Here is an 11900-nt window from a genome sequence, read left to right on the forward strand (position 1 = left end):
CTGAGTGTCGGGTGGGTCACCTGAGCCAGTTGAGGAACTGGCTCCACAGACCGGTGCGTTCGGGCTTGCGGCCGGCCGGCGCCGAGGGGGCCGTCGCCGCGGGGGCGGTGGTCTGCGGCGGCACAGCGCGAGGCACGGTGCGCACCGGCGTGAACCGGGCCGGCAGGGCGGCCAGGGCGCGGTGGAAGGGGCCGGAGCGCCAGGTGAGGCTGTCCTCGGGGATGGCGAGCTCGATGTCGGGCAGCCGGTTGAGCAGGTTTTCCACGGCCGTGACGGTGATCTGCCGGGCCGGCTCCTTGGACGGGCACGCGTGCGGGCCGGCGCTCCAGGCGAGGTGGGCCCGGTTGCTGCCGGTCTGCCGGGTGGCGGCCAGTGCCGGACCGGAGTTGGCGGCGGCGAAGCTGACCAGGACCAGCTCGCCCGCTTCCAGCCGGTGGCCGGCGAAGTCCACGTCGGCGGCCGGGTAGTGGGGCGCGTAGTTCGCCATGGGCGGGTTGTCCCACAGCGTGTCGTCGAGGGCCTCGTCGATCAGACCGCCCTCCTTGGCGTACCGGTCGTCGGTGAGCAGCCGGTGCAGGGTGTTGCCGATCAGGTTGCGCAGCGGTTCGGCGCCGGCGCCCAGCAGGAGGGCGAGGTGATGCACCATCTCCTCGTCGGACAGTGCCGCCTGATGCTGCATCAGCCAGGAGGTGACGTCGTCGCCCGGCTTGCTCCGCTTGAGCGCGACGAGTTCGCCGACGGCCTGGAAGAGGACCTCGACGGCCTTATCCGCGTTGACGCCGTCGAACATGCCGGAGATGCCGAACAGCACCCGGTCGCCGATGTCGGCGGGGCAGCCGAACAGCTCGTTGAAGACGAACAGCGGCAGCTGCTTGGCGTAGTCGCCGAGCAGGTCGACCGAGCCGCGCCCGGCGAACTGGTCGATCAGGTACGTCGAGATCTGCTCGGTGCTGCGGCTCAGCCGCCGCACGTCGACCCGGGCGAGGGAGTCGGTGACCGCCTGCCTCAGCCGCAGGTGCTCGGAACCGTCGGCGAACATGCAGTTGGGCCGGTACGCCAGCAGGGGCGCGACCGGGCTGTCCGCGGGCACCTTGCCCTCGGCGAAGGCCCGCCAGCGGCGCGCGTCCTTGCGGAAGGTGCCGGAGTCCTGGAGCAGTTGCAGCGCTGCCGTGTAGTCGGTGACGAGGGTGGCCTCGACACCGGGGGCGAGCTCCACGGGCGCGGCCGGCCCGTAGTGGCGCAGATAGGAGTAGTACGCCTGCGGGTCTGCCGCGAACTCCGGCCCGTACAGCGGCACCCGGGCACCGGAGCCGTGGGCCGGGCACCCAGGCGGGGGCACCGGGGCGGGGGTGTGAGCGTCCATGTCAGTTCCTAGGGGTGTGCCGGGGGGTGGGAGGGCGAGGGGCACGAAGCGCCCCGCGGGGGCGCGGGGCTGTGTCCGACACGCGGCCGCGCCGCGTGGGCGCGAGGGGCCACGACGGTGCCGCGGCCGCGATCGCCCCCGCGCCGGCGCGGCGCCGAGGCGTTACCGGGCGCGGTCCAGCAGGTACCGCACCAGCGTGGTCAGCGCCGCCGCCGACGACTTCTCGTCGCGCGCGTCGCAGGTGACGACGGGCGTGTCCTCGAGCAGGTCGAGCGCGTCACGCAGCGCGGCCTCGTCCCGCAGCGGGGAGCCGTCGAAGTGGTTGACGGCGATGGCGTAGTCGAGGCCGTAGGTCTCGATCAGGTCGATCACCGGGAAGGAGTCCGCGAGCCGTTCGGGGTCGACGAGCACCAGCGCGCCGAGGGCGCCGCGGGCCATGTCCTCCCACATCTGCACGAAGCGCTGCTGGCCGGGGGTGCCGAACAGGTACAGCACGACGCGGTCGCTGATGGTGAGGCGGCCGAAGTCCATGGCGACCGTGGTGGTGGTCTTGCCCGTGACGCCCTTGAGGTCGTCGATCCCCTCCCCTGCCCGGGTCATGGTCTCCTCGGTGGACAGCGGCTCGATCTCGGAGATCGTGCCGATGAAGGTGGTCTTGCCCACCGCGAAGTGACCGACGACGAGGATCTTCACGGCGGTCTGGTCGGCGCCGCCGCGGACGTACGCCTGCTCACCGAGCCGGGCGGGCTCAGCCGAACTTGGCGCGGAGACCATTCAGTACCTCCTCGAGGATCTCCCGGTCGGCGAGGGGGGCACGGGCCACGGGCGGGCGGGTGATGAGGTAGCCGCCCTCCGCCAGCGAGGCGAGGAGGATGCGCACCACGCCGAGCGGCAGCCGGGTGTGCCCCGCGATCTCGGCGACCGAGAGGTAACCGGCGGAACAGATGTCCAGCAGCCGCTGTTCCTCGGGCGACAGCCGGGTGGGCCGCTGTCCCTCCTCGGGGGCCGCCGTGACGAGGGTGATCAGGGACAGCTGCTCGTCGTCGGGCAGTCCGCGTCCCTTGGTGATGACGTAGGGACGCACTAACGGCGCGGTCTCGGGCTCCCAGTCCTCGTACCCGCTCATGAGCGCAGGCCGAGGTCTTCGCGCGGCGGCGCGGCGAGCGCCTTGCCGAGCTGGCCGACGAGCTGCTGCATGCGGAAGGTGATGTCCTGCATGTCGACGTCCGGGGAGGCGGACACGCCCAGGTAGGCTCCCTCGCCGGCGGAGATCAGGAAGACCCAGCCGCCGTCGAACTCCACCAGCGTCTGCCGCCAGGCGTGCCGGGGGTCCTCACAGAAGAAGCCGAGCGACCGGCTGAGGGACTGCACTCCGCTCATCGCGGCGGCGACCCGGTCGGCGTCGTCCTTGTCGAAGTCCTTCGTCCGGGCCATCAACAGACCGTCGGCCGAGATCAGGACCGCGTGCAGGGCCCCGGGAATCTCCAGGGCGCTGTCGAGCATCCATGACAGATCGTCGTTCACGAGACCTCATGTCCTTCGCTGCTTGCACCACGTGTGCTGCTCGTAGGGCCCGCCTCGTCGCGCGCGGCCCGGCCGGACTGCGTGCCCCGCTGGAACGCGCCCATGATCGCCGCCGTCTCTGCGCCGGAGCGCCCGGAGGTGCGGGCGTCGGGTGCGCTGCCCGGCACGATCGCCATCGGCCGCTTGCGGCGCCTGCGGGGCAGGCCGTCGGCGGTGGCGGACGCGGTCAGCGCGGGCTCGGGCCCGGTGGCGTGGGGTATCGCGTGCGGGGGCATGTGGGCCGGCGCCTTCTGCTCGGGCATGGCGGTGAGCAGTTCGTGGGGCAGCAGGACGACCGCGCGCACCCCTCCGTACGGGGAGGAGGAGTCCACGGACACCTCGAAGCCGAAGCGTTCGCAGAGCACGCCGATCACGGCGAAGCCGAACTGCGGGGGGTTGCCGAGCGAGGACACGCCCTTGACGCGGCGGCTGGACAGCAGCCCCTCGGCGCGGGCCCGCTCCTCGTCGTTCATGCCGACACCGGCGTCGTCGACGACGATGCAGATGCCCTTGGGCACGGTGCGGATGTTGATCTCGACGACGGTGTCCGGGCTGGAGTAGCTGGTGGCGTTGTCGAGCAGCTCGGCCAGGGCCAGCGCGACCGGCTCGACGGCCCGGCTGGTGATGCCGAAGTCCACCTGGGAGAGGATCTCCACGCGCCGGAAGTGGCGGATGCGGCCCTGGGCGCTGCGCACCACGTCGTAGACGGACGCCACGTCGCGGTGGCGGCCGAGCCAGCCGTCGCAGAGCACGGCGATGGACTGGGCGCGCCGGCCGAACTGCGAGTTGGTGTGGTCGATCTCCAGCAGGTCCTGGAGGATGGCCGAGTCGCCGTACTTCTCCTGGAGCCGGGAGACGACGAGCTGCTGCTCGGCGGCGAGGCCCTGAAGGGTCCGCATCGCGGACTTCAGTACGGTCTTGGTCGCCTCCTCGGCCTCCTCCTGGGCGGCCTGGACGGACTGCGTGTAGTGGTTCTCCAGGTCGGAGTAGTGGCTGGTGAGCCCGTCGATCTCCTGCCGGAGCGCTCGGGCCGCCCTGCGCTGGCGGACGACGAGGGCGACGGCGGCGACGAGGAGGACGAGAAGCGCCCAGAGCACCGGGTTCGCTGTGTATTCCGTCATAAGACTCTCTTCAGGCGACTGACGGCCGGCTGATGATCCCGTCCAGGAGAGTGGACGCGCCCGCTCCGCAAGTGCGGTGATCGTATCATCGGACGAACAGGTGACCGACCGTCAACAGACGTCGCCTGTCGAAAGGTTGGGCCGACACGGCGTCTACGCGAGAAGAACTCCGGGTGGCCCGGGCGCCGAGCCGCACGGCGGCGCGGCAGCCCCCGGAAGCGGCTGAGCGGCGAGAAACGGGCGAGCCTGCGAGAAGCCGGTGAGCCCGCGAGGAGGACGCAAGCTGGCGAAGAGCAGGTGACCTTGCGGGAAGCCGGTGAGCCCGCGAAGAGCACGTGCGCCCGCGAGGGTCAGGCGAGCCCGCAAAAAACCGGTGCGCCCGCGAACAGCGCGAAAGGGCCTCCGACGCGGGTCGGAGGCCCTTTCGGGCACAGCTGGGGCAGACGAGTCGGGCTGTACGCCGGGTTCTGTTCCCCGGTGTCCTCGCGGACGCCGGGGCGACGGCCATCCATCTAGGGCCGGCGTTGCCGCCGGTCTCGTGCGGTCTACCCGCGGACTCGGGCGGGCAGCCCTCGAACGTCCGCGCAGAGCGCCTTTCACAGCGCTCCTTTTGACCTTGCTCCGGGTGGGGTTTACCTAGCTGCCCAGGTCACCCTGGGCACTGGTGGTCTCTTACACCACCGTTTCACCCTTACCGAGGGCCGAAGCCCCCGGCGGTCTGTTTTCTGTGGCACTGTCCCGCGGGTCACCCCGGGTGGCCGTTAGCCACCACCCTGCCCTGTGGAGCCCGGACGTTCCTCGGGAAGCCCCCCGTCAAGGGGACTCCACGCGGCCGTCCGCCCGGCTCGTCTGCCGTGTGGACCATGGTACCGGGCGGGTGGTCCTGCGCGGACCCGCCGCCGTCGCGAGGACCGAGCCCGCCAGGATCAGGGCGAAGGACACGCCGATGGTGGGCGTCAGCCGCTCGCCCAGGAACACCGCGCCGGCCGCCACCGCGACCGCCGGGTTGACGTACGTGATCACCGTCGCCCGGGTCGGGCCCGCCTCCTTGATCAGCTCGAGGAAGGCGACGAACGCCACGGCCGTGCAGATCACCCCGAGCCCGGCCAGCGCAGCCAGCACCGGGGGCGCGGGTACCTGCGAGGGCCAGGTCGCCGCCGCCGCGGGCGCGTACACCAGCGCCGCCAGCGCCAGGCAGGGCGCCGTCAGGTGCAGGGACGGGACGTCCTTGAGGTGACGGGCGGCGATCAGCGGTGCCGTGGCGTACCCGACCACCGTCAGCAGTACCTCCGCGAGGGAGCGGGCGTCGCCGCCGGTCAGATGCGGGGCGGTGAGGACGCCGACGCCGGCGAGACCCAGGGCGAGGCCGCTCAGCCGTCGTACGCCGAGGTGTTCGGTGGCGCCGAAGAAGCGGGCCAGGGCCACGCCGACCACCGGGACGCCCGCGATCAGCAGGCCCGCCGTGGAGCTGGACAGGTGCCGCTCGGCGTCGGTGAGGGTGTACCAGGGGCCGATGATCTCGATGCACGCGAAGGCCAGCAGCGGACGCCAGTGGGTGCGCACGGAACGGGCCAGGCCGGGCTGGCGCAGGGCGAAGGGGAGCAGGAGGGCCGCGCCGAGCGCGCAGCGCACGAACACCACCGTGGCCGGGGACACCGCGTCCACCGCCACCTTGATCATGAGATAGGGGATGCCCCAGACCACTCCCATCAGGGAGAAGAGGAACCAGCCGCGTGCAGTCATGCGAAGAGTTTCGGCCAGGGCCTCACCGCGCGTCTTGAACGCTGTTGCGGTACGCCGCCGGGGTGACCCCGAGCACCCGGCGGAACCAGCGGGTCAGGTGCGCCTGGTCGGCGAAGCCCACCAGGCCGGCCACCTCGGCCGGACGCAGCCCCGCCTCCAGCAGCCCCCGGGCCCGGCTCACCCGGTGCTGGGCCAGCCAGGCGTACGGCGGTATCCCGGTCGCCGTGCGGAAGGCGCGCAGCAGTTGGTAGCGGGACAGACCGAGCTCGGCGGCGAGGTCGGCGAGGGAGGGCGGGGCGAGCAGTTCGCCGGCCAGGCGGTCACGGACGACGGCGGCGACGCGGTCGGCGCCGGGCACGGTGTCGCTCGCCGCGCGGGCCGTGGAGTGGCGCCGGGCCAGGGCCGTGAGCAGCCACGGCAGCCGGGACTCGGCCTCCAGCGGATCGGGGCAGGCGGCGAGCTCGGTGTGGGTCAGGCGCAGCGCGGCGGCCAGTTCGGGGTCGTGCAGGACCGGTTCGCGAAAGTGCGGGAGGCCCTCGCCGAGCAGGCCGTCGCCCAGCAGTGCGGGCGCCGCGTACAGGGCGCGGTACGCGTAGCCCTCGGGCGCGGCGGGGCCGCCGGTGTGCATCTCGCCGGGTTCCAGGACGACGAGGGAGCCGGGACCGGAGTGGATCCGGCCGCCCCGGTAGGCGATGACCTCCAGGCCGCCGAGGGTGACGCCGACGGTGTACTCGGCGTGGGCGTGCGGGGCGTAGACGTGCCGGTCGAAGGAGGCGGTCAGCAGGTCGAGCGGCGGCCCGCCACGGCCCAGCCGCGCCCTGGTCCACCGCGCCTCTTCACGCCCGTCACCCATGCCGTGCACCCCCTGGACTCGGAGAGTGCAACACCGTCCGGCTCAGAGAAAGTCCGAGGTCTCCAGCTCGAAGGCGAACGGCTCGGGCAGGGCGAGGGCCTTGCCGAGCGGGCGGGTGCACTGCTCGCGGTACTCGTCCTTCTCCGGATCACTGAACAGCGTGACGGAGGAGGCTTCTCGGTCGATGAGCAGGTAGAGGGGGATGCCGCCGCGGGCATGGCAACGGCGTTTGGCTTCACGGTCGCCCTTCGGCCTGGTGGACGTCACCTCCAGCACCATGGCGACCCCGTCGCAGGGCATCCAGGGGTCGGCGCCCCGGTACAGCCGCAGCTTCCGGGGGGCGAACGTGCCGTCCGGGATCACGTGGTCCTTCGGGCAGCCGCCCCCGCTCCGCAGCTTCAGCCCCTTGTTCCCGGAGAACTGCATGTCGGTCCGCGACCGCCTGTACACCTGGTTGACGATCAGCTCGATGTAGTCCTCGTGATCCCCGTCGGGCGGCGGTGTCACTACGATCTCCCCCTCGACCAGCTCGGCCCGGAAACCCTCGGGGGTGTCCAGGGCGAGAAAGCCCTCGAGCAGGACCTCTTCCTGCGTGAGCGGCTCATGGGCCATGGCAGTCATGTCACGCCCCTCCTTCGGTCGCTCGCCAGGCTGGGACATCGCGTGATCACCCGTCCGAGAGATCGGAAACCGTCCCCTCGATCGTGGCACACGACGAACGCGGGCGTCAGGCGGCGGACCGTGGCTCGGCCTGCCGCGACGCCACCGTCTTCACGGGGTGATGCGGATCGGAGAACTCGCCGCGGTCGTCGAGGGCGTCCACGTCGCGCTGCCGGGCCGGCGGAGGGAGGTGGGGGTCGTGCGGCTGTACGCGGACGGCGCCGGGGGTCCGGTGCGGGGGGGGTCACGCCGGTTCGAAGCTCACCTTCGCCGCTTGCGGGTCGGCCTGGGTGAGCCGCACCGGCAGCCGCTCCCCGAGGGAGCCGGGGCCGGCGCCGCGGATCTCGCCGATGACCGCCGGCGACTCCACCTGGACGGTTCCCCGGTGGTCGTCCAGCTCCACCACGCACCCCTGGAACACGGCCCCCACCTGGTCCTGGAGCACCACCGCCTCGACCAGGTCGATGCAGGCCCGGTCGACCTTGCTCGCGAGCCGGCCGCCCTCGGCCATCCGGTCGTGCACCACGTCCAGCGCGGCGCGCGCCCACTCGGGCGGTTCCTTCCCCGCGCAAGCCGCGACCGCGATCTCGGAGGTCCAGCGGTCGACGAGGCGGCGCAGGGGGGCCGTGCAGTGGGTGTACGGCGCGGCGACCGCGGCGTGCGTGGTGAGCTCCGGGAGGTTGCCGTCGCGGAAGACCGTGTACTCGGCGTGCCCCATCACCGTCGCGCACGCCTGGAGGAACGCGGCGTGGCGCGGCAGGTGCGGGTCCAGGGAGCGGACCAGCTGCGCGTACGACACGTGGTGCGGCCAGTCGATGTGCAGCGCGAACGCGGTGCGGCGCAGCCGGTCCACGGCGCCGGTCGGGGTGGGCGGCAGGGTGCGCAGGACGCCCGTGCCGTGCGCCAGCATCAGCTGGGCCGCGGCCATGCCGGTGAGCAGGGAGATCTGGGCGTTCCAGCCGTCGGTGGCGAGCGGGGCGCGGTAGGCGAGTTCGTAGGTGTGGTCGCGCGGGACGATCTCCTGCTCGGGCACGCGCAGCGAGACGCCGCCGCGCTCGGCCTCCCGCGCCTGGAGCAGCTGACCGACGGTCTTCAGCAGCGCGAGCGGTTCCTCCGCGGTGCCGGTGTCGATCTGCTGCTGCACGCCCGCGTAGTCCAGCCGGGCCCGGCTGCGCACCAGGGCGCGGCGGACGTCGACGCTCCGGGTCCGGCCGTCGGCGTCCAGGTCGATCGTCCACAGCACGGCGGGCCGGGTCTGGCCCGGCAGCAGGCTCGCGGCGCCCTCGCTGAGCACGGGCGGGTGCAGCGGGACGCGGCCGTCGGGGAAGTACAGGGTCAGCACCCGCTGCCGCGCCTCCCGGTCCAGCGGACCGCCCGGTACGACGAAGGCGGCCACGTCGGCGATGGCGTACCGCACGCGGTAGCCGGCGCCCTGCCGGGACAGGTGCAGGGCCTGGTCCAGGTCGAGGGAGCCGGGCGGGTCGATGGTGAACAGCGGGACGTCGGTGGCGTCGTGCACCGGCAGCGCCGGGTCCCGGGCGACCCGGTCGGCCTCGGCGAGCACCTCCGGCGGGAAGGGACCGGGGACGGCGAGCCGGGTGCGCAGGGCGTCGAGGGCGCTGCGCATCGGTGCCTCGGGGGCGCCGGTCACGTGCACGGGGCAGCGGGGCATACCGCCACCGTAGGGCGCGGGCGGCCGGGTGGCACGCCGTACGCTGGGGCGGTCCCCCTTGGTTAAGGAGAAAGCCCGTGCTCGTCCTGCTCCCGCCCTCCGAGGGCAAGGCGCCGTCCGGCCCCGGCGCCCCGCTGTCGCTGGAGTCGCTGTCCCTGCCGGGGCTCACGGCCGCCCGGCGGACCGTGCTGGAGGAGCTGGTCGAGCTGTGCGCCGCCGACGAGGAGAAGGCGCGCGAGGTGCTCGGGCTGAGCGAGGGGCTGCGCGGGGAGGTCGCGAAGAACGCCGCGCTGTACGAGGCCGGTGCGCGGCCCGCGGGCGAGGTGTACACGGGGGTGCTGTACGACGCCCTGGGCCTGGCCTCGCTGGACGGGGTGGCGCGGGAGCGGGCGGCGCGCTCGCTGCTGGTGTTCTCGGGGTTGTGGGGTGCCGTACGGGTGACGGACGCGATCCCCTCCTACCGCTGCTCGATGGGCGTGAAGCTGCCCGGGCTGGGGGCGCTGGGCGCGTACTGGCGCACCCCGATGGCGTCCGTGCTGCCGGAGGCGGCCGGGGACGGGCTGGTGCTGGACCTGCGGTCGGCGGCGTATGCGACGGCGTGGAAGCCGAAGGGTGAGGTGGCGGGCCGCACCGCGACGGTGCGGGTGCTGCACGCGCCGACCCGGAAGGTGGTCAGCCACTTCAACAAGGCGACGAAGGGGCGGATCGTGCGCAGCCTGCTGACGGCCGGGGCCGCGCCCGAGGACCCGGCGCGGCTCGTGGAGGCCCTGCGGGACCTCGGGTACGTCGTGGAGGCGGAGGCGCCCGCGAAGTCGGGCCGGGCGTGGGCCCTGGATGTGCTGGTGGACGAGGTCCACTGAGGCCGCGACCAGCAGTCGTTGCATTCTCTGCAACGACCTTTGCGCAGGCTGCACCGGGCGGGCAGGATGAGGCCATGCCCGAGCCTCAGCCTGCCCCCGCGTCCGCTGCGCCCGTCTCCGCCCCTGCCCCTGGCTCCGTGCTGGACCTCGCCCCCGTCCTCCCGGTCGTCGTCCTGCAGGACGCCGCCGACGCCGTACCGCTCGCCCGGGCGCTGGTCGCCGGCGGGCTGCCCGCGATCGAGGTCACCCTGCGCACGCCGGCGGCACCGGCCGCGATACGGGCGATCACGGACGGGGTGCCGGGCGCGGTGGCCGGCGCGGGCACGGTGATCACCCCGGAGCAGGTCGGCCGGTGCGTGGCGGCCGGGGCACGGTTCCTGGTCAGCCCGGGGTGGACGGACGGCCTCCTGGCGGCGATGACCGCTTCCGGGGTGCCGTTCCTGCCCGGGGTGTCGACGGCCTCCGAGGTGGTGGCGCTGCTGGAGCGGGGGTTGCGGGAGATGAAGTTCTTCCCGGCACAGGCCGCGGGCGGCACGGGATATCTGACGTCACTGGCCGGCCCGCTGCCGCAGGCCCGTTTCTGTCCCACCGGCGGCATCACGCCGGACCTGGCCCCCGACTACCTGGCCCTGCCCAACGTCGGCTGCGTGGGCGGAAGCTGGATGGTGCCGGCGGACGCGGTGGCCGCCGGCGACTGGGCGCGGATCGAGCGGCTGGCTCGCGAGGCGGCCGGGCTCGGTGGGCGCGGCCGCTGACCGCTCAGCGCAGGTGCCCGGTGTCGTTGAACAGGCGCACGCTCGCGTTGCCGTCGGCGTAGTACGCCACGGCCGACAGGGACGCCGCCGACAGTTCCATGCGGAACAGGGACTCCGGGGGCGCGCCCAGGGCGAGCCGGAGCAGGGTCTTGATCGGCGTGACGTGGGTGACCAGCAGGACCGTGCGGCCCGCGTACGCCGCGATCAGCTTGTCGCGTGCCGCCGCGACGCGGACCGCGGTGTCCGCGAAGCTCTCGCCGCCGCCGGTCGGCGCGACGTCCGGGGAGGCGAGCCAGGCGTTCAGGTCGTCCGGGTAGCGCTCGCGCACCTCGGCGAAGGTCAGCCCCTCCCAGGCGCCGAAGTCCGTCTCGCGCAGCCCCTCCTCGACCGTCACCTCCAGTCCGAGGCGGTCGGCGACGATGCCGGCGGTCTCACGGGTGCGGGTCAGCGGGGAGGCGACGACGTGCTGGACGGTGCCGCGCCGGGCGAGCGCGGCGGCGACCCGTTCGGCCTGGTCCCGGCCGACGCCGGAGAGGGCGGGATCGGTGCCGCCACTGCCCGAGAAACGCTTCTGCGGCGTCAACGGCGTCTCACCGTGCCGCAGCAGCACGAACGTGGCGGGCGCCCCGAGATCGGGGCCGGACCCCCAGCCGGGCGCGGAGGTCTCGGCGGCGCCGCCCGCCTGATCCGAGACGGCCGGGGCCGTGCCGGGCGCCGCTGCCGCGGGCGTCCCCCGCGCCGTCGCTCCCGCGACCGTGCGGGCCGCGCGGACGTCGGCCAGGGCCGCGCGGGCGCGGGCCGCGCCCGCTGCGGCGTCGCCGGGCGGACCGGACGGCTCGGGGATCACGGCCGCGTCCAGTTCCGCGCGGGACGCCGACGGCGTCCACTGCTCGCCGCGGCCGCCCGCGTCCATCGCCTCGTTGGCCAGGCGGTCGGCGTGCTTGTTCCGCTCGCGCGGGATCCACTCGTAGGTGACCCGGCCGGGCGGGAACACCGTCGCCGCCTGAGCCGCGAGCGGCTTCATCGAGGGGTGCTTGATCTTCCAGCGGCCCGACATCTGCTCGATGACGAGCTTGGAGTCCATCCGGACGTGCACCGAGGCCGAGGCGTCCAGCTCGTGCGCCGCGCGCAGACCGGCCAGCAGTCCCCGGTACTCGGCGACGTTGTTCGTGGCGACGCCGATGTACTCGGCCCGCTCGGCCAGCGTCTGCCCGGTCGCCGCGTCCTTGACCACGGAGCCGTACCCGGCCGGGCCGGGGTTGCCCCGCGACCCGCCGTCGGCCTCGACGATGAACTCCCGCACCCCGAAG

At 73.6% G+C, this 11900-nt stretch carries 11 protein-coding genes, 1 other RNA gene and 1 pseudogene; 2 read left to right on the forward strand and 11 right to left on the reverse strand.

Annotated features, from left to right (window positions below; translation table 11 throughout):
• Positions 1 to 16: 16 nt before the first annotated feature.
• From AB0E88_RS25315 to AB0E88_RS25360, 10 genes and pseudogenes are all read right to left on the reverse strand, one after another.
• Positions 17 to 1363: a cytochrome P450 gene (locus AB0E88_RS25315; protein WP_361634564.1), complete on the reverse strand. Its 1347-nt coding sequence runs from the start codon at positions 1361 to 1363 to the stop codon at positions 17 to 19.
• A gap of 162 nt (positions 1364 to 1525) precedes the next feature.
• Positions 1526 to 2137 (reverse strand): ATP/GTP-binding protein, encoded by a 612-nt coding sequence (locus AB0E88_RS25320; RefSeq protein ID WP_361634567.1) that lies wholly within the window; start codon positions 2135 to 2137, stop codon positions 1526 to 1528.
• Positions 2112 to 2489, reverse strand: a complete 378-nt coding sequence (locus AB0E88_RS25325; protein WP_361634570.1) for a DUF742 domain-containing protein — start codon at positions 2487 to 2489, stop codon at positions 2112 to 2114. Before AB0E88_RS25325 ends, AB0E88_RS25320 begins: the two co-directional genes overlap by 26 nt.
• A complete protein-coding gene (locus AB0E88_RS25330; protein ID WP_361634573.1) occupies positions 2486 to 2887 on the reverse strand; it encodes a roadblock/LC7 domain-containing protein in 402 nt (133 codons plus the stop codon). Before AB0E88_RS25330 ends, AB0E88_RS25325 begins: the two co-directional genes overlap by 4 nt.
• Positions 2884 to 4047 (reverse strand): ATP-binding protein, encoded by a 1164-nt coding sequence (locus tag AB0E88_RS25335; protein WP_361634576.1) that lies wholly within the window; start codon positions 4045 to 4047, stop codon positions 2884 to 2886. Before AB0E88_RS25335 ends, AB0E88_RS25330 begins: the two co-directional genes overlap by 4 nt.
• Before the next feature lie 440 nt (positions 4048 to 4487).
• An RNA gene (rnpB, locus tag AB0E88_RS25340) (RNase P RNA component class A) lies at positions 4488 to 4895 on the reverse strand.
• A gap of 115 nt (positions 4896 to 5010) precedes the next feature.
• Positions 5011 to 5790, reverse strand: a pseudogene (locus AB0E88_RS25345) (DMT family transporter); the annotation flags it as partial.
• A gap of 22 nt (positions 5791 to 5812) precedes the next feature.
• Positions 5813 to 6643, reverse strand: coding sequence for an AraC family transcriptional regulator (locus AB0E88_RS25350; RefSeq protein WP_361634579.1), 831 nt, complete (start codon positions 6641 to 6643; stop codon positions 5813 to 5815).
• A 42-nt stretch (positions 6644 to 6685) separates the two neighbouring features.
• The gene (locus AB0E88_RS25355; RefSeq protein WP_361634582.1) at positions 6686 to 7264 is read right to left on the reverse strand and encodes a Uma2 family endonuclease; all 579 of its coding nucleotides are present in this window, start codon (positions 7262 to 7264) and stop codon (positions 6686 to 6688) included.
• Between the two features lie 283 nt (positions 7265 to 7547).
• A complete protein-coding gene (locus AB0E88_RS25360; protein ID WP_361634585.1) occupies positions 7548 to 8975 on the reverse strand; it encodes an RNB domain-containing ribonuclease in 1428 nt (475 codons plus the stop codon).
• A 77-nt stretch (positions 8976 to 9052) separates the two neighbouring features.
• Between AB0E88_RS25360 and yaaA the strand changes: the two genes are divergently transcribed.
• Together yaaA and eda are read left to right on the forward strand one after the other, a co-directional pair.
• Positions 9053 to 9835, forward strand: a complete 783-nt coding sequence (gene yaaA / locus AB0E88_RS25365) for a peroxide stress protein YaaA (protein ID WP_361634588.1) — start codon at positions 9053 to 9055, stop codon at positions 9833 to 9835.
• 74 nt (positions 9836 to 9909) lie between these two features.
• Positions 9910 to 10590, forward strand: a complete 681-nt coding sequence (gene eda, locus AB0E88_RS25370; RefSeq protein WP_361634591.1) for a bifunctional 4-hydroxy-2-oxoglutarate aldolase/2-dehydro-3-deoxy-phosphogluconate aldolase — start codon at positions 9910 to 9912, stop codon at positions 10588 to 10590.
• Between the two features lie 4 nt (positions 10591 to 10594).
• On the opposite strand, the gene AB0E88_RS25375 is transcribed toward eda, so the two are convergent.
• On the reverse strand, positions 10595 to 11893 hold the full coding sequence (locus tag AB0E88_RS25375; protein WP_361634594.1) for a bifunctional RNase H/acid phosphatase: 1299 nt from the start codon (positions 11891 to 11893) through the stop codon (positions 10595 to 10597).
• Positions 11894 to 11900: the final 7 nt, after the last annotated feature.

It is taken from the genome of Streptomyces sp. NPDC028635 (assembly GCF_040637635.1).
Taxonomy (GTDB): domain Bacteria; phylum Actinomycetota; class Actinomycetes; order Streptomycetales; family Streptomycetaceae; genus Streptomyces.

Excerpts from the sequence above, each read along its gene's own strand:
- AB0E88_RS25315 (WP_361634564.1), bottom strand. The coding sequence starts at position 1,363 with ATGGACGCTCACACCCCCGCCCCGGTGCCCCCGCCTGGGTGCCCGGCC.
- AB0E88_RS25320 (WP_361634567.1), bottom strand. The coding sequence starts at position 2,137 with ATGGTCTCCGCGCCAAGTTCGGCTGAGCCCGCCCGGCTCGGTGAGCAG.
- AB0E88_RS25325 (WP_361634570.1), bottom strand. The coding sequence starts at position 2,489 with ATGAGCGGGTACGAGGACTGGGAGCCCGAGACCGCGCCGTTAGTGCGT.
- AB0E88_RS25335 (WP_361634576.1), bottom strand. The coding sequence starts at position 4,047 with ATGACGGAATACACAGCGAACCCGGTGCTCTGGGCGCTTCTCGTCCTC.
- AB0E88_RS25350 (WP_361634579.1), bottom strand. The coding sequence starts at position 6,643 with ATGGGTGACGGGCGTGAAGAGGCGCGGTGGACCAGGGCGCGGCTGGGC.
- AB0E88_RS25355 (WP_361634582.1), bottom strand. The coding sequence starts at position 7,264 with ATGACTGCCATGGCCCATGAGCCGCTCACGCAGGAAGAGGTCCTGCTC.
- AB0E88_RS25360 (WP_361634585.1), bottom strand. The coding sequence starts at position 8,975 with ATGCCCCGCTGCCCCGTGCACGTGACCGGCGCCCCCGAGGCACCGATG.
- eda (WP_361634591.1), top strand. The coding sequence starts at position 9,910 with ATGCCCGAGCCTCAGCCTGCCCCCGCGTCCGCTGCGCCCGTCTCCGCC.